A 16,960-nucleotide genomic window follows, 5' to 3' on the forward strand; every position below is an offset into this window, starting at 1 on the left:
GGTGCTCATCATCACGCCTGCGGCTCCCGCACCGGGCCATGGCCGTGGCGCAGCGCGCGCTGTTCGCGACGCTGGCGCAGGCGCTCGGAGAAGCGTTCCATGTACAGGTAGATCACCGGCGTGGTGTACAGCGTGACCAGCTGCGACAGCAGCAGGCCGCCGACGATGGCGATGCCCAGCGGACGACGCAGTTCCGAGCCGATGCCGGTGCCCAGGGCCAGCGGCAGCGCACCGAGCATGGCCGCCGCGGTGGTCATCATGATCGGGCGGAAGCGCAGCAGGCAGGCACGACGGATCGCTTCATGCGCGTTGGCGCCGGTGCGGCGGGCCTCGATCGCGAAGTCGACCATCATGATGCCGTTCTTCTTGACGATGCCGATCAGCAGCACGATGCCGACGATGCCGTCCACCGACAACGGCAGCCCGCACACCATCAGCGCCAGCAGCGCGCCGACGCCGGCCGGGGGCAGGGTGGAGATGATGGTGAAGGGGTGGATGTAGCTCTCATACAGCACGCCCAGCACGATGTAGATCAGCACCAGCGAGGCCAGCAGCAGCCACACCACGTCGGTCTGGCTGCCGGTGAACTCGGCGGCCTTGCCGATGAACTGCGCGTGCACCTGCGAGGGCATGTCCAGGCTGGCCTTGGTCTCTTCGATCGCCTTCACCGCATCGGACAGCGAGTAGCCGGGCGCGATGTTGAACGACACCGTGACCGCCGGCAGCTGCTGCTGGTGGCTGACCACCAGGGGGGTGCTGGTGACCCGGCCTTCGGCCAGCGCGGCCAGCGGGATGATGTTGCCGGCGCCGACCGGGATGCCGGTGTTCTGCGCGCCGATGCCGGTGGCGGTGGACGAGTTGGACGAGGTCACCTGGCCGAAGTTGGTCGCATTGCTGCCCGTCAGCGCGCCGGCGCCGTTGGAGGCGACCGCCAGCTGGTTCATCAGCGCGGTGCTGGTGCGGAACTCCGGCGCCACTTCCAGCACCACGCGGTACTGGTTGAGCTCGGTGAAGATGGTCGAGATCTGGCGCTGGCCGAAGGCGTCGTACAGCGTGTCGTCGATGGTCTGCATCGGCACGCCGAGCACGCTGGCCTTGTCGCGGTCGATGGTCAGCTCGAGCGCGCGCCCTTGGTTGGACAGGTTGTTGTCCACGTCGGCCAGCTCCGGACGCTGGCGCAGCGCCTCGGTCATCCGCGTGGCCTGCAGCGCGACCTGGGCGCTGTCCACGTCCGACAGCGAATACTGGTACTCGGTGGCGGCCACGCGGGTATCCAGGGTGACGTCCTGCACCGGCTTGAGGTACAGCGCCACGCCGGGGATGCCGGCCACGGCCTTCTGCAGGCGCGGCAGGATTTCATCAAGCCCGTCGCGGTCGCCGCGCTCCTTCAGCACGATCGACAGCTGGCCCTGGTTGAGCGTGGGGTTCATGGTGCCGGCGCCGATGAAGGCCGACACGCCGGTCACCGCCGGGTCGCCGCGCAGCGCTTCGGCCACGGCCTTGGTGCGCTGCTCCATCTGTGGGAAGGCGATGTTCTGGTCGGCCTGGACCACGCCGGTGATCAGGCCGGTGTCCTGCTCGGGCAGCAGGCCCTTGGGGATCACGATGTAGAGCACCACGGTCAGCACCAGTGCGCCGGCGGCGACAGCCAGGGTCAGCGGCTGATGCTCGAGCACCCAGTCCAGGCTGCGTTCGTACAGGCCGACGGTGCGCGACCACACGGTGGTCTTGCCGGACGCGGCCGCCCGCTCGTGCGCGTCTTCGCCTTCGGGCAGCGCATCGGGCTTGAGCAGGTAGGCGCACATCATCGGGGTGAGCGTCAGCGAGATCAGCATCGACAGCGTCACCGCGATGCTCAGCACCCAGGCGAATTCGTGGAACAACCGGCCGGTGACACCGGGCATCAGCAGCAGCGGCAGGAACACCGCCACCAGCGAGATGGTCAGCGAGAGCACGGTGAAGCCGATCTGCTGCGCACCGATCTCGGCCGCTTCGGGTCCGCTCTTGCCCTGTTCGATGTAACGCACGATGTTCTCGATCATCACGATCGCATCGTCGACCACGAAGCCGGTGGCCACCACCAGCGCCATCAGCGAGAGGTTGTCCAGCGACATGCCGGCGAACGCCATCACGCCGAAAGTGCCGGCCAGCGACAGCGGCACCGCCACCGAGGGAATGATGGTCGCCCACAGGCGGCGCAGGAACACGAAGATCACCGCGACCACCAGGCCGATGGTGAGGATCAGGGTGAACTGCACCTCATGCACCGAGGCGCGGATGGTCTCGGTACGGTCGTTGAAGATTTCCAGATGCACGTCGGCCGGCAGCACGTTCTGCAGCTGCGGCAGCAGCGCACGGATGCGCTCGACGGTCTGCACGATGTTGGCGCCGGGCTGGCGGCGCACTTCCAGCAGCACCGCCGGCTTGCCATCGGCCCATGCGGCCAGTTGGTCGTTCTCCACGCCGTCGACCACGTTGGCCACGTCGGACAGGCGTACCGGGCGGCTGTTCTTGTAGCTGATGATGGTGTCGCGGTACTCGGCGGCGCTGGTCAGCTGGTCATTGGTGCCGATCGAGTAGGACTGGGTCTTGCCGTTGAGCGAGCCCTTGGGCGCGTTGACGTTGGCCTGGGTCAGCGCGCTGCGCAGGTCTTCCAGGGTCAGGCCCATGTTGGACAGCTGCGCCGGATTGACCTGGATGCGCACGGCCGGGCGCACGTTGCCGGCGATGGAGACCAGGCCCACGCCCTGCACCTGCGACAGGCGCTGGGCGAGGATGGAGTCGGCGTAGTTGTTGACGTCGCGCAGCGGGCGCGTGTCGGAGGTGAGCTTGAGGGTGACGATCGCCGCGTCGGCCGGGTTCACCCGGTTGTAGACCGGCTGATAGGGCAGCGAGGAGGGCAGGGTGGCCTGGCGGATCGCGGCCTGCACGTCCTGCGCGGCGATGTCGATGTCGCGGTCCATCGAGAACTGCAGGATGATCGTGGACAGCCCCGCCGACGAATCGGAGGTCATGATCTCCAGCCCGGAGATCTGCCCGAACTGGCGCTCCAGCGGCGTGGTCACCAGCGAGGCCATGGTGACCGCGTTGGCGCCGGGGTACTGGGTGGTCACCACCAGGCTGGGCGCATCGATCTCGGGCAGCGCCGACACCGGCAGCTGGCGGTAGCCGAGGATGCCGAGCAGCAGCAGGCCCGCCATCAGCAGCGAAGTGGCGATCGGGCGGCGGATGAAAATCGTCGAAAAGCCCACGGGCGGGTCCTTGCTGGTGCGTCGTGCTGCGTTGGATCAGGCGAACGCCGGCAGGTGCGCCGGCGTCAGGAACGTGGGGCGGGCGCGATCAGCGCGGACCGCCGCCGCGGCGTCCACCGCCACCCTGCTGCTGGGCGGCCTTGAGCTCGGCTTCGGTCGGCGCGGCCGGGGTTTCGCCCGGCTTGAGCGCGGTGACCTTGGCGCCCGGCTTGAGCCGGAACTGGCCTTCGCTTACGACCCGCTCGCCGCCCTTCAGGCCTTCGGTGATCTGCACCTGGCTGTCGCCGACTTCCACGCCGCTCTTGACCGTCTGCATGGCCACGGTGCTGTCCGGCTTGACGATATAGACGTACTCGCCATCCGGGCCGCGCATCACGGCCTGGGTGGGGATCACCACGCCGCCGGCGATGGTGCGCAGCTGCATGCGGACGTTGACGAACTGGCCCGGCCACAGCGAATTGTCTTCGTTGTCGAACAGGGCGCGCGCGCGGAAGGTGCCGCTGTCGCTGCTGATCTGGTTGTCGACCACGTCCAGCTTGCCGCCATCGGTGAGCACGTGCGCATCGTTGCGGTCCAGCGCGGCGATATCCACCGCGCCGGCGGCCTGGGCTTGGCGTACGGCCGGCAGCTGGCGCTCGGGCAGGTTGAACACCACGTGGATCGGATGGATCTGGGTCAGCGTCACCAGCGCGGTGCCGGCGCTGACGATGTTGCCGGCATCGACCGCGCGGATACCGGCGATGCCGGAGATCGGCGCGGTGACGCGGGTGTACTGCAGCTGCACCTGGGCGGCGCGCATGCTGGCCTCGTTGGCGGCCACGGCACTCTCGAACTGGGCGACCTGGTTGCGCTGGGTATCCAGGTCGGTCTTGGCCACGTACTGGCGGTACTCGGGCGAATTGGAGCGCTGGTAGTTGGAGCGCGCGGTGGCGAGCTGGGCCTGGTTCTGGCGCTTGGCCGCCGCGGCTTCATCAAAGCTGGCCTGCAGGGTGCGCGGATCGATCTGCGCGAGCAGGTCGCCCTTCTTCACTTCCTGGCCCTCCTTGAAGTTCAGGCTGATCAGCTGGCCGCCCACCTGCGGGCTCACCGTGACGGTGTTCATCGCCGCGACCGTGCCCAGCGCGCTGGCATAGACCGGTACGTCCTGGCGGACCGCATCGATCACCGTGACCGGCACCGGGCCTGCATTGGCCGGGTCACCGCCCTGGCGCCCTTCGGCTGCCGGACCCGCCGCGTCTCCCTTCTTGCCACCCATCAGGCGCACGCCGACAACGGCAACCACCAGCACTGCGACCACCAGCAGCACGATCTTCCAGAAACGCGACATTCAATAACTCCTGAGGGCTGGCGGAGGGCGGGGGGCCCCGGTTGGCTAGGCGCAAAGCATACCCGTCGCCCGTGGGCTTTCATGCATGACGGATGGGACGGGCGATCAGACCGGATGTGACGGGTGAGGTTCCCTCCATGAACGCCTGCCCGGGCAGAAAGTTACAGCGTGATCGGCGCCGATGCCCTACATTCAGGTTCGACCGCCGTCCTGACCCGTGGAGACCCTCAATGCCCCGTCTGTCGCTGCTGATGTCCGCCCTGCTGCTGGCCGCCCCCGGCCTGGCCGCCGCCGCCCCTGCCGAACGCCCGGAAGTGGCCGCCGCCGCGACCCGCCTGAAGGCCCAGGTGATCGACTGGCGCCGCGACTTCCACCAGCACCCGGAGCTGTCCAACCGCGAAGAACGCACCTCGGCCAAGGTCGCCGAGCGCCTGCGCGCCATGGGCCTGAAGCCGCAGACCGGCATCGCCCACCACGGCGTGGTGGCGATCATCAAAGGCGGCAAGCCCGGCCCGCGGATCGCCCTGCGCGCGGACATGGACGCGCTGCCGGTGACCGAGCAGACCGGCCTGCCGTTCGCCTCCAAGGCCACCAGCACCTATCGCGGCGAGACCGTCGGGGTGATGCATGCCTGCGGCCACGATGCCCACACCGCCACCCTGCTGGGCGTGGCCGATGCGCTGGTGAAGATGCGCGCGAACCTGCCCGGCGAAGTGATGCTGATCTTCCAGCCCGCCGAGGAAGGCGCGCCGCCGCCGGAAGAGGGCGGTGCGGCGTTGATGCTCAAGGAAGGCCTGTTCAAGGACTTCAAGCCGGAGGCGGTGTTCGGCCTGCATGTGTTCTCCAGCGTGCCGGCCGGCCAGATCGCGGTGCGTGGCGGCCCACTGATGGCCGCGTCGGACCGGTTCGGCATCAAGGTGATCGGTCGCCAGACCCATGGCTCGGCGCCGTGGAACGGGGTAGACCCGATCGTGGCAACGGCCGACCTGGTCGGCACCGCGCAGACCATCGTCAGCCGCCGCGCCAACCTGTCCAAGCAGCCGGCCGTGGTGACGTTCGGCGCAATCAAGGGCGGCATCCGCTACAACATCATCCCCGATGAAGTGGAGATGGTCGGCACCATCCGGACCTTCGACGAGGGCATGCGCCAGCAGATCTTCGCCGACCTGCGCAACGTGGCCGAACACACCGCCGCCGCCCATGGCGCCAAGGCGGAAACGGAGATCTACGAGTCCGAGGGCAACCCGGCCACGGTCAACGATCCGGCGCTGACCGCGCGGATGCTGCCGAGCCTGCAGGCCGTGGTGGGCGAAGGCAATGTCTACGAGCCGCCGCTGCAGATGGGCGCGGAGGACTTCTCGCTGTACGCCCAGCAGGTGCCCGGCATGTTCTTCTTCGTGGGCTCGACCAGCGAAGGGATCGATCCTGCCACCGCGCCGGCCAATCATTCGCCGAAGTTCCTGCTCGATGAGAAGGCGCTGGACGTGGGCCTGCGCGCGCTGCTGCAGGTGAGCCTGGATTACCTCAATGGGACGCCGGCTGCGGCGCCTGGCGCAGGCTGAAGTCAGCGGACGGCTGGCAGACGGTAGGTCCCGGCCGTTGGCCGGGGCGAAACCCGGCACGGGCGGGAGGGTTCCGGTCCTCCCGCCGACTGGGAACGCCATCATCTGGTCGCCGTGGCCTGTCGTTTTCGCCGCCGGACGCCGCGCGCCTACCGGCGTAAAATGGCGGCATGAATACCCCCCAGGACTCCAGCCTCGGTCGCGAGGTGGCTTACCCATCGCAGTACGATCCCGGCCTGCTCTTTCCCATCCCGCGCCGTGGCGCCCGCGAGGAGATCGGCCTGGACGAGGCGGCGCTGCCGTTCGTCGGCCATGACCGCTGGCAGGCCTATGAGCTGAGCTGGCTGGACGGTCGCGGCAAGCCGCGCGTGGCGGTGGCCACGGTCAGCGTGCCGTGCACCTCGCCGAACCTGATCGAATCCAAGTCGTTCAAGCTCTACCTCAACTCCCTCAACAGCACGCGTTTCGACGATGACGCAGCCGCACGGCTGTGCATCACCCGCGACCTGTCGGCCTGTGCCGGCGCGGTGGTGACGGTGGTGTTCGGCGTGCCGCCGCTGGTGGAAGACGCCGAGGGCGAATCGCTGGACGAACGCGATGTCGCCATCGAGCGCTACGGCCCGCCCGCACCGGAATTCCTGTTCGCCGATGCCGATGAGGTGGTGACCGAGACGTTGAGCTCGGCCCTGCTGAAGTCCAACTGCCCGGTCACCGGCCAGCCGGACTGGGCCAGCCTCAGCGTGCGCTACCGCGGCCCGAAGATCGACCGCGACGGCCTGCTCAAGTACCTGATCAGCTACCGCGAACACGCCGAGTTCCACGAGCAGTGCGTGGAGCGGATTTTCAGCGAGATCACCCAGCGCTGCCAGCCGCAGTGGCTGGAAGTGGAAGCGCGCTACACCCGCCGCGGCGGCCTGGACATCAACCCGTGGCGGGCCAGCCCGGGCATCGCCGCCCCGGCGCGCACCGTCCGCGACCTGCGCCAGTAGGCATCGACCGTTGGTCGATGCGATCAAGCAGGCATCAAGTCCACGGTAGAGCCACGCCATGCGTGGCTGCCCGTGGCAGTGACGTCGATCGGCCCCGCCAGCCACGCATGGCGTGGCTCTACCTGACGGCGGTGCCCCGTCTGTCAGGTTCCGCACGTCTTCACATCCACGCCATGCCCCATTAACAAGGGCTGTGACACCGTGCCTCCCATGTCGTCAATCAAGACGGGAGTGTATGGATGAGTACCGATAAGAAAGTCGACTTTTCCGGTGTCAGCGCCAGCGTCGATACCACCGCGCAGAAAGTCGATCAGGTTGATTTCTCGGGCGTGACCGCCTCGGTGGATACCACCGCGGAGAAGGTCGGAGGCACCTACACGGTGCAGAAGGGCGATTCGCTCTCGAAGATCGCCAAGCAGGAACTGGGCGATGGCAATGCGTGGAAGCGCATCTTCGAGGCCAACCGCGACGTGCTGGACGACCCCGACAAAATCCAGCCGGGCCAGATCCTGAAACTGCCGCCCAAAGCCTGATCCGCTGCACTGCCCACCATCTCACAGGGAGCAACCTCCATGAAGAAGTCGTCCATCAGTACTGCCGTTCTCGCCGCGCTTCTGGCCACCGTGGCCTTGGCCGGCTGCAAGAAGAAAGAAGACACCGCCGACAACAACGCGCAGCCGGCAGCGACCGCGCCTGCCGCCCCGGCCCCGATGACCGAAGCCGCCCCGCAGCCGATGACCGCTGCAACCGGTGTGATGGTCTCCGCGGTCACCGTCGGCAAGACCGCCGCGGCGGATAAGACCGTCACCTCGGCCGCGCTGTTCGCGCCGAAGGACGACATCATCGTCTCGATCCGCACCGATGGCAGCGCCAACAACGCCAACGTGGCGGCCAAGCTGACCTTCCAGAACGGCCAGGTCGCCGGTGAGCAGAACCAGGTGGTGAACACCACCGGTGCCGAGACCACCAACATCGCCTTCAAGAATGCCAATGGCTGGCCGGCGGGCAAGTACCGCGCGGAAGTCATGGTAGATGGTAAGGCGGCTGGATCGCCGCAGGAGTTCGAGGTCAAGTAAGCCCAGTCGCCGACTCTCTCCCGGCAACAGGCTCACGATGGACGCAGCCGCGAGGCTGCGTCTTTTTTATGGGCGCCTGCCGGACCACAGCGTTCCAGTACGTTTGCGTATGGGACGGCTTTGCTCCGGGGGGCTGAAAACGCGACAATGCGGAGGTTTCCCGCCGTGCGCGCCGCTGGTTGGCGCGGTCCCCGGGGAAAGTGCGGGCCATGCTCTGCGGGGCCCTGCACGCGACACGGTTGCACGCGGCCCGGCATTGCCGTCGGCCATCATTCACGAGATCTGCAAGAGAGCCCTGATCCCCCATGTCGAACACGCCCAAGATTCTCTACACGCTCACCGATGAAGCCCCGTTCCTGGCCACGCAGTCGCTGCTGCCGATCGTCGAGGCCTACACCGCCACCGCCGGCATCGCCGTGGAAACCCGCGACATCTCGCTGTCCGGCCGCATCCTGGCCCTGTTCCCGGATTACCTGAAGGACGACCAGAAGGAAGCCGACCACCTGGCCGAACTGGGCCAGCTGGCGACCACCCCGGACGCGAACATCATCAAGCTGCCCAACATCAGCGCCTCGGTGCCGCAGCTGAAGGCCGCGATCAAGGAAGTGCAGGACCAGGGCTTCGCACTGCCGAACTACCCGGACGTGCCGACCGACGACGTCTCGCGCGACATCAAGGCGCGCTACGACAAGGTCAAGGGCAGCGCGGTGAACCCGGTGCTGCGCGAAGGCAACTCCGACCGCCGCGCGCCGCTGTCGGTCAAGAACTACGCCCGCAAGCACCCGCATCGCATGGGCAAGTGGTCCACCGAGTCCAAGTCGCATGTCGCGCACATGGACGGCGGTGACTTCTACGGCAGCGAAAAGTCGGCCACGCTGGCCAACGCCGGCAGCCTGAAGATCGAACTGTTCAAGGCCGACGGCAGCAGCGTCGTGCTGAAGGAAAAGACCGCGGTCAAGGCCGGTGAGATCGTCGACGCCGCGGTGATGAGCCGCAACGCGCTGGCTTCGTTCGTGCAGGCGCAGATCGCCGATGCCAAGGCCAAGGGCGTGCTGTTCTCGCTGCACCTGAAGGCCACCATGATGAAGGTCTCGGATCCGATCATGTTCGGCGTGGTCGTCGAAGAGTTCTACAAGGATGTGCTTGCCAAGCACGCCGACGTGCTCAAGCAGGCCGGTTTCGATCCGAACAACGGCATCGGCGATCTGTTCGCGCGCCTGCCGCAGCTGCCCGAAGCCACCCAGGAAGCGATCAAGGCCGACCTGGCTGCCGAGTACGGCAAGCGCCCGGGCCTGGCCATGGTCAATTCGGACAAGGGCATCACCAACCTGCACGTGCCCAGCGACGTGATCGTCGATGCGTCGATGCCGGCGATGATCCGCGACTCCGGTGGCATGTGGAATGCCGACGGCAAGCTGCAGGACACCAAGGCTGTCATTCCGGACCGTTGCTACGCCGGTGTGTACCAGGCCGTGATCGACGACTGCCGCACCCACGGTGCCTTCGACCCGGCGACCATGGGCTCGGTGCCCAACGTCGGCCTGATGGCGCAGAAGGCCGAGGAATACGGTTCGCACGACAAGACCTTCCAGATCCCGGCCGACGGCACCGTGCGTGTCACCGACGACGCCGGCAAGGTGATCTTCGAGCATGCCGTGCAGACCGGCGACATCTGGCGCATGTGCCAGACCAAGGACGCCCCGATCCAGGACTGGGTGAAGCTGGCCGTCAACCGTGCCCGCCTGAGCGGCACCCCGGCGGTGTTCTGGCTGGACGCTGCCCGCGCGCACGATGCGCAGGTGATCGCCAAGGTCGAGACCTACCTGAAGGACCACGACACCAGCGGCCTGGACATCCGCATCCTGGCGCCGGTGGAGGCGACCGCGTTCTCGCTGGACCGCATCCGCAAGGGTGAGGACACCATCTCTGTCACCGGCAACGTGCTGCGCGATTACCTGACCGACCTGTTCCCGATCATGGAGCTGGGCACCAGCGCCAAGATGCTGTCGATCGTGCCGCTGATGGCCGGCGGTGGCCTGTTCGAGACCGGTGCCGGTGGTTCGGCGCCCAAGCACGTGCAGCAGTTCGTGGAAGAGGATTACCTGCGTTGGGATTCGCTGGGCGAATTCCTGGCCCTGGCCGCGTCGCTGGAGCACCTGGGCAACCGCTACGACAACGCCGGTGCCACCGTGCTGGCCAAGACCCTGGACCAGGCCAACGGCCAGTTCCTGGACAACGACAAGTCGCCGTCGCGCAAGCTGGGCGGCATCGACAACCGCGGCAGCCACTTCTACATCGCGCTGTACTGGGCCCAGGCCCTGGCCGCGCAGGATGACGATGCCGCGCTGAAGGCCCGTTTTGCTCCGCTGGCCAAGGCACTGGCCGACAACGAGCAGGCCATCGTCGGTGAGCTGGCGGCGGTGCAGGGCAAGGCGGTCGACATCGGCGGCTACTACCGTCCGGACGTGGCCAAGGCCAGCGCCGCGATGCGTCCGAGCAGCACCTTCAACAGCGCGCTGTCTGCGCTGTAAGGCAGCGGTACCGCACCTGCGGTGATCGATGAAGAACCCGCGCTCCGGCGCGGGTTTTTTTATGGGTGCCCGCTGGGCAAGCGCCCAGTCGCTGACGTATGGTGGCGGCAGGTCCTCTGGAAGTGGCTGCATGCGCGCCTGCTGTTCCTGCCGGTTCCATCATTGCCCCGTCCGGGGCGTCGCATGAACGCGACGCCGGACGCGCTCGCGCGGCTGATCCGCGATGGCTTCGAGGACTACCATGCGCGCTTCGCGTCGATCAGCCGGCGTGCGCGGCAGCGCTTCGAACAGCGCGACTGGGTGGGTGCGCGGCAGGACGCCGTGGAGCGCATCGTGCTGTATGACCAGTGCATCGCCGAGACCGTCGATACCCTGCGCCGCGCAGTCGGTGAACGTGTGGGTGAGCGCGCGCTGTGGCTGGAGGTTCGCGCGGCGTATGCCGCGCTGCTGGCCGGGTTGATCGACGCCGAACTGTACAAGACCTTCTACAACACGCTGGCACGTCGGCTGTTCGCCACCCGCGGCGTGGACGGGGCGATCGAGTTCATGGCGATGGATGTTGAGCCGTCCGACGCCATCACCCATCCCGTCGCGCGGCACAGCTACACCCTCTCACCGACGCGCCCGGCCGACGCGTTCATGCGCGTCCTCGGCGACTATCGCTTCCATGTGCCCTATGCGCACCAGCTGCGCTGCGCTGCCGCGATCGCGGTGCGGCTGCAGGATGATCTGGCGCACTGGGGCGACTACCCGGTGCGCAGCATCGAACTGCTCGACACCGTGTTCTACCGTGAGCGCCGCGCCTATCTGGTCGGGCGCGTGTTCGGCGAGCATCGCTTCTCGCCCTGCGTGATCGCGCTGGTGCATGACGAACGCGGCATTCGCGTGGATGCGGTGCTGACCCGGCGCCGCGATGTCGCCCATCTGTTCGGCGTCTCGCGCAGCTATTTCCAGGCAGATCTGGCGACCGTGGGCGATGCGGTGGTATTCCTGCGCAGCCTGCTGCCGGGCAAGCCGGTGGATGAGATCTACACGGTGCTCGGGCGCGCCAAGCAGGGCAAGACCGAACGCTATCGCACTTTCTTCCGTCACTTCCATGAGCAGCCTGGCGAGCAGCTCGTCCATGCCGATGGCACGCCGGGCATGGTCATGGCGGTGTTCACCCTGCCCAGCTATCCGCTGGTGTTCAAGCTGATCCGGGACCGTTTCGCCTGGCCGAAGACCATGACCCGGCGCCAGGTGGAAGAGAAGTATGCGTTGGTGTTCAACCTGGACCGTGTTGGCCGACTGCTTGACGCGCAGCCCTATCGGCACCTGCGCTTCCCGCGGGCGCGCTTCTCCGCGGCGCTGCGCGACGAGCTGCTGACCCAGTGCGCCAGCAGCGTGCATGAGGACGGCGACGAATTGGTGATCGCGCTGTGCTACGTGCAGCGGCGATTCCGCCCGCTCAATCTGTATCTGCGCGAGCAGACCGTGGAGTCGCGACGCGTGGCCGCACTGGACTATGCGCAGGCGATCACCGACATGGCGCGCAACAACATCTTTCCCGGCGATATGTTGCCGAAGAACTTCGGCGTCTCGCGGCATGGGCGTGCGGTCTTCTACGACTACGATGAGCTGTGCCTGGTCACCGAGTGCATCTTCCGATCCTGGCCGACCCCGCGCAACGAAGAGGAAGCGTTGGCCGATGAGCCGTGGTTCCAGATCGGTGCACGCGATGTGTTCCCGGAGCGCTTCTGGATGTTCATGGGCCTGCCGGCGGCTGAGCTGGCGGCGGTGCGCGAGCATTTCGCCCACTTGTTCGATCCGGCGTGGTGGCAGCGGCTGCAGGCGGGGTTCGCCGCCGGCGATTTCCCGGATACACCGCCCTATGCCGCGGTGCTGCGACTGGCGTGATTGGCTGCGTAGTCGCGGCTGCGCTAGGCTGTGGAGCATCCACAAGGAGATAGTGCGATGGGGTATTCCCGGATTCTGGCAGTGGCGCTGGCGTTCAGCGGGGTCGGCATGGCCTTGCCATCCGATGCGAGCGCGCAGACCAAGCGCGAGGTGCGCGAGCAGGCCGAGGCCAGCATGGTGCTCACCGGCGAGATCGACATCGGGACCGATGGCCGGGTGGAAACGTTCCGCCTCGACAAGCGGGGGCAGGTCGACGAGACCATCGTGCGATTCGTCGAGGGCGCGGTGCAGACATGGCGTTTCGCACCGGTGCTGGTGGACGGCCACGCGGTCAGGGCACGTACCCCGGTGAGCCTGCGTTTGGGCGCGAAGAACCGTCCCGATGGCAGCAGCCTGGTCACGCTGCTGGCGGCCAACTTCGAGCAGTACGACGAGACGGCAACGGACAGCGTCACCCGGTTGAAGATGTCGCTCCCGGCATATCCCGAGGATGTCTACAACGCGGGTGGGCGCGGCGACGTGCTGCTGCTGGTGCAGGTCGGGCGCGATGGCAACGTGCTGGATGTGGCTGCCGAGCAGGTCAACCTGCGCGTGATCGCCAACGAGGCGAACATGCGCAGGATGCGCGACAAACTGGCACGGGTATCGATGGGCGCTGCACGCAAATGGACGTTCAAGGTACCGAGCAGTGGCGACAGCAAGGATGACGCGAGCTGGACCGTGCGTGTGCCGGTGCGCTTCTCCTTCGGTAACGAGGTGGAGCGCTACGGCCGTTGGGATGCCTACATTCCCGGCCCGCGCCAGCCGGCGCCGTGGCGCAGCGACAAGGCGATGAGCGCCGATGCCAATGCCGATCTGCTGCCTGCCGACGGGGTCTTCATGGCGGACGCCCCCAGGAAGGGGCCAACGCTGCTGACGCCGCTCGGCGGCTGAGCCGCACAGGATCGCGGGCGTGCTGCGCCCGCGACCCTTGCCTCAACCGTTGCCCGGGCCTTCCGCCTGTGGATACACCACCGTGCGGTTGCGGCCCTGTTCCTTGGCCATGAACAGCGCCTTGTCGGCCAGCCGCAGTGCCTGCTGCGGATCGGCGTGATAGGTCGGGTAATGGGCCACGCCCAGCGACACGGTCACCGTGCCGACCTGCTCGAACACTTCGGCGGCGACCTGCACGCGCAGGCGCTCGGCCACCTGGGCGGCGTTGGTCGCATCGATACCCGGCAGCAGGACCAGGAATTCTTCGCCCCCGTTGCGGCAGAGCAGGTCGGTATCGCGCGCGTCATCGCGCATCAGCTGCGCGATGCGCAGGATCACCGCATCGCCGACGGCGTGGCCGAAGCGGTCGTTGATGGTCTTGAAGCGGTCGATGTCCAGCGCGATGATCCCGAACGGTTGCCCGCGCGCCTGCCAGTCTTCCAGCCCTTGCTGCAGGCCACGCCGGTTCTGCAGGCCGGTGAGCGGGTCGGTCATGCTGGCGCGGTTGAGCTTGCCGATGCGGTCCTGCAGGAGGTTGAAGCTGTAGAGCAGTGCGGTCCTGAGCTGGGCGACCTCGTAGTACCAGGCGCGGATGCCGGTGACATGGCGGATGGCGATGCCGGTGTCGCGGTTCTGCACGTTGCGCGCCAGCTGCCACAGCGGCCGCGAGATGCGCCGTGCGAACCACCAGGTGATCAACAGCGACAGGATGCCCAGCGGGATCGCGTTCCAGATCACCGAGGACATCAGCTTGGACAGCGCGGCCAGCGTGGCGGCAGTCGGGCGCTGGGCGACCACGCCCCAGCCCACGCTCGGCACCGGTGCATAGCCGGCCAGCATCAATACGCCGTGGCTGTTGCGCACCTGCTGCGCGCCGGAATGTCCCTGGGTGACCGCCTGCACGGCCGGGTTTTCCGGCGCGAACTGGCCGATCCGATCCTGTTCGATGTGGTACAGGATGCGGCCGTGGCGGTCGACCACGTACAGGTAGGAGCCATCGCGGTAATAGTGTTTGCCCAGCAGGGACTGCAGGATGCTGCGCTGGCGCAGGTAGATCGTCCCGCTGACGTAGCCCTGGTACTCGCCCTGTGCCGAGAAGATCGGGTGCGAGATCGCGACCAGCAGCCGGCCTGTCGCCGACTCGTACGGGTCGCTGATGAAGGGTACGCGGCGATCGAGGGCATCGCGGTTGCCGCTGCTCTTGAGCAGCACGCCCTGCAGCGCCAGGCTCTGCGGCGAGGTGGCCAGCACGGTGCCGCCCGCATCCACGATCAGCACCGAGTTGAAGCTGTTGGTCTGCAGCTGCAGGCGCGCGGCCTCGGCTTCCAGCGCCTCGCGATCGTGACGGCGCTGGCCGAGCAGGGTGGCGCTGTAAGCCACCTGCTGCTGGGCCGACAGCACGAAGTTCTGGGTCGACTCGGCAAGCTTGCTGGCGTACACGCGGTTGGCTTCCAGCGTATTGCCGATCAACTGCTCACGCTGCACGCGGTAGCTGGCATGCAGGGTGTTGGCCAAGGCGATGATCGCGCTGAGCAGGGCCAGGGCAAGGATCAACGTGCCGAGAGTGAGACGGGCAGACAACGGGCGCATGCGGTTCACGGGCAGCAGGGTGCAGCGCCAACCGGACAGGCGGGTGGAACGGCAACGGCGAAGCAGTCAGGAGCGCACGACATCGCCTGGAACCGGTGCGCATCCCGCGCCCGTCCGCCGACGACCCCGCCCCCGGGCGGTCAACAACACTTTCGGCGGCGATTATTGCGGATTACGCTGCCGCGTGGGTGAAGCGGTGCGTCCGCGGAGCAGCACGCTGCATCCCGCGGCGCTGGCGGCAGCCGGTGCATGTCGTGCCCGGAGCGCTGCCGTGTGTGCTGCCGACAGTGCTGGACAATCGAGGCGCAAGCGGGTTCCATGTCTGGCTGCCAATTGACCGGCACTCCCTATCTGGAAGGACACGCGATGGATACCCCCGCTGCCGTCCGCGGACAACATGTGCAAAGCAATCGCGTTGCACTGGCCGTGGTCACCGCCATTTTCTTCATGTGGGGCTTCCTCACGTGCCTCAATGACATCCTGATTCCGCATCTCAAGGCGGCGTTCGCGCTGACCTGGGTGCAGGCGATGCTGGTCCAGTTCACCTTCTTCGGTGCGTACTTCCTGATGTCGCTGCCCGCCGGGCGGCTGGTCGCGGCGGTGGGCTACAAGCGTGGCATCGTCGCCGGGCTGGCCATTGCCGGCGTCGGCGCGCTGCTGTTCTGGCCGGCTGCGCAGGCGCATGTGTACGGCCTGTTCCTCGGTGCGCTGTTCGTGTTGGCCACCGGCATCACGGTGCTGCAGGTGGCCGCCAATCCCTACGTCGCGCTGCTCGGGCCGGAACAGACCAGTTCCAGTCGGCTGACGCTTGCGCAGTCGATGAATGCGCTGGGCACGACTATCGCGCCGCTGTTCGGCGGGCTGCTGATCCTCTCGGCTGCGCCGCGCACCGCTGATGAGCTGGCCTTGCTGCCGCAGGCCGAGGCACTGGCCTATCGGGCCGCCGAAGCGCAGTCGGTGCAGCTGCCGTACTTCGGTCTGGCGGTCGCACTGTTCGTGCTGGCCGTGGCGATCTGGATGTTCCGCCTGCCGACGATCCCGGGCGTGGAGGACACGGCGGCCAGCGGTCGCGGCCGGCTGCGCGATGCGCTGCGGCACCGCCACCTGCGCTACGGCGTGCTGGCGATCTTCTTCTACGTGGGCGCCGAAGTCTCGATCGGCAGCGTGCTGGTCAACTTCCTCTCGATGCCGGGGATCGGCGAGGGCCTGACCGAACAGGAAGCCACGCGCTACGTGTCGCTGTACTGGGGCGGTGCGCTGGTCGGCCGACTGCTCGGTGCGGCGTTGCTGACCCGTCTCGACCCGCGCCGCATGCTGGGTGTGTTCGCGTTGATCGTGATGGCCCTGCTCACGGTGACGATGCTGGGCAGCGGCAACCTGGCCAAGTGGAGCGTGGTCAGCATCGGCCTGTTCAACTCGATCATGTTCCCGACCATCTTCGCACTGGCGATCGCACGGCTGGGTACGCTGACCGGGCAGGCGTCGAGCCTGCTGGTGATGGCGATTGTCGGTGGGGCGGTCATTCCCCTTGCGATGGGCTGGCTGGCCGACCACCACGGGCTGCAGCTGTCCTTCCTGCTGCCCATGCTGTGCTACGTCTTCATTGCGTTCTACGCGTGGCGTGGTTCGCGCCACGGCGGCTGAGGCAACGCGACGGCGGCTGGGTAGTCCAGCGTGCCGTTCCGTCCGGAAGATGCCGAAGTCAGGATCTCGATACGAAAAAGGCCCCGCACTGCGGGGCCTTTTCCTGTCCGGATGATGCGCCG

11 protein-coding genes are annotated in these 16,960 nt (G+C 67.3%); 8 read left to right on the forward strand and 3 right to left on the reverse strand.

Annotation, left to right across the window (positions count from 1 at the left end; genetic code table 11):
* Positions 1–11: 11 nt before the first annotated feature.
* A complete protein-coding gene (locus HH110_RS01380; protein ID WP_176987982.1) occupies positions 12–3,251 on the reverse strand; it encodes an efflux RND transporter permease subunit in 3,240 nt (1,079 codons plus the stop codon).
* 88 nt (positions 3,252–3,339) lie between these two features.
* Positions 3,340–4,578: an efflux RND transporter periplasmic adaptor subunit gene (locus tag HH110_RS01385; protein WP_176987983.1), complete on the reverse strand. Its 1,239-nt coding sequence runs from the start codon at positions 4,576–4,578 to the stop codon at positions 3,340–3,342.
* A 230-nt stretch (positions 4,579–4,808) separates the two neighbouring features.
* Here HH110_RS01385 and HH110_RS01390 point away from each other — a divergent pair, with 230 nt between their 5' ends.
* The 7 genes from HH110_RS01390 (at position 4,809) to HH110_RS01420 (ending at position 13,565) form a co-directional block, all read left to right on the forward strand.
* Complete coding sequence (locus tag HH110_RS01390) at positions 4,809–6,140, forward strand: M20 family metallopeptidase (protein ID WP_176987984.1); 1,332 nt, start codon at positions 4,809–4,811, stop codon at positions 6,138–6,140.
* Between the two features lie 170 nt (positions 6,141–6,310).
* The gene (queF, locus tag HH110_RS01395) at positions 6,311–7,129 is read left to right on the forward strand and encodes an NADPH-dependent 7-cyano-7-deazaguanine reductase QueF (protein ID WP_176987985.1); all 819 of its coding nucleotides are present in this window, start codon (positions 6,311–6,313) and stop codon (positions 7,127–7,129) included.
* Between the two features lie 239 nt (positions 7,130–7,368).
* Positions 7,369–7,662, forward strand: a complete 294-nt coding sequence (locus HH110_RS01400; protein ID WP_176987986.1) for a LysM peptidoglycan-binding domain-containing protein — start codon at positions 7,369–7,371, stop codon at positions 7,660–7,662.
* Positions 7,663–7,701: 39 nt separating this feature from the next.
* A complete protein-coding gene (locus tag HH110_RS01405) occupies positions 7,702–8,205 on the forward strand; it encodes a hypothetical protein (protein WP_176987987.1) in 504 nt (167 codons plus the stop codon).
* 305 nt (positions 8,206–8,510) lie between these two features.
* Positions 8,511–10,736 (forward strand): NADP-dependent isocitrate dehydrogenase, encoded by a 2,226-nt coding sequence (locus tag HH110_RS01410; protein ID WP_176987988.1) that lies wholly within the window; start codon positions 8,511–8,513, stop codon positions 10,734–10,736.
* A gap of 183 nt (positions 10,737–10,919) precedes the next feature.
* Positions 10,920–12,632, forward strand: a complete 1,713-nt coding sequence (gene aceK / locus HH110_RS01415; RefSeq protein WP_176987989.1) for a bifunctional isocitrate dehydrogenase kinase/phosphatase — start codon at positions 10,920–10,922, stop codon at positions 12,630–12,632.
* Positions 12,633–12,689: 57 nt separating this feature from the next.
* Complete coding sequence (locus HH110_RS01420; RefSeq protein WP_241696360.1) at positions 12,690–13,565, forward strand: energy transducer TonB; 876 nt, start codon at positions 12,690–12,692, stop codon at positions 13,563–13,565.
* Between the two features lie 42 nt (positions 13,566–13,607).
* Here HH110_RS01420 and HH110_RS01425 read toward each other — a convergent pair whose 3' ends face one another.
* Entirely contained in the window at positions 13,608–15,194 is a 1,587-nt protein-coding gene (locus tag HH110_RS01425; RefSeq protein ID WP_176987990.1) for a sensor domain-containing diguanylate cyclase, read from the reverse strand.
* A 366-nt stretch (positions 15,195–15,560) separates the two neighbouring features.
* Here HH110_RS01425 and HH110_RS01430 point away from each other — a divergent pair, with 366 nt between their 5' ends.
* Positions 15,561–16,838, forward strand: coding sequence for a sugar MFS transporter (locus HH110_RS01430; RefSeq protein ID WP_194243557.1), 1,278 nt, complete (start codon positions 15,561–15,563; stop codon positions 16,836–16,838).
* The last annotated feature ends 122 nt before the right edge of the window (positions 16,839–16,960 follow it).

This window comes from Stenotrophomonas sp. SAM-B, from assembly GCF_013387485.1.
GTDB lineage: Bacteria > Pseudomonadota > Gammaproteobacteria > Xanthomonadales > Xanthomonadaceae > Stenotrophomonas > Stenotrophomonas maltophilia_AA.

Bases quoted from the DNA above. Each gene is read 5' to 3' on its own strand.
- HH110_RS01385 (WP_176987983.1), bottom strand. From the start codon at position 4,578: ATGTCGCGTTTCTGGAAGATCGTGCTGCTGGTGGTCGCAGTGCTGGTG.
- HH110_RS01390 (WP_176987984.1), top strand. From the start codon at position 4,809: ATGCCCCGTCTGTCGCTGCTGATGTCCGCCCTGCTGCTGGCCGCCCCC.
- queF (WP_176987985.1), top strand. From the start codon at position 6,311: ATGAATACCCCCCAGGACTCCAGCCTCGGTCGCGAGGTGGCTTACCCA.
- HH110_RS01400 (WP_176987986.1), top strand. From the start codon at position 7,369: ATGAGTACCGATAAGAAAGTCGACTTTTCCGGTGTCAGCGCCAGCGTC.
- HH110_RS01405 (WP_176987987.1), top strand. From the start codon at position 7,702: ATGAAGAAGTCGTCCATCAGTACTGCCGTTCTCGCCGCGCTTCTGGCC.
- HH110_RS01410 (WP_176987988.1), top strand. From the start codon at position 8,511: ATGTCGAACACGCCCAAGATTCTCTACACGCTCACCGATGAAGCCCCG.
- aceK (WP_176987989.1), top strand. From the start codon at position 10,920: ATGAACGCGACGCCGGACGCGCTCGCGCGGCTGATCCGCGATGGCTTC.
- HH110_RS01420 (WP_241696360.1), top strand. From the start codon at position 12,690: ATGGGGTATTCCCGGATTCTGGCAGTGGCGCTGGCGTTCAGCGGGGTC.
- HH110_RS01425 (WP_176987990.1), bottom strand. From the start codon at position 15,194: ATGCGCCCGTTGTCTGCCCGTCTCACTCTCGGCACGTTGATCCTTGCC.
- HH110_RS01430 (WP_194243557.1), top strand. From the start codon at position 15,561: ATGGATACCCCCGCTGCCGTCCGCGGACAACATGTGCAAAGCAATCGC.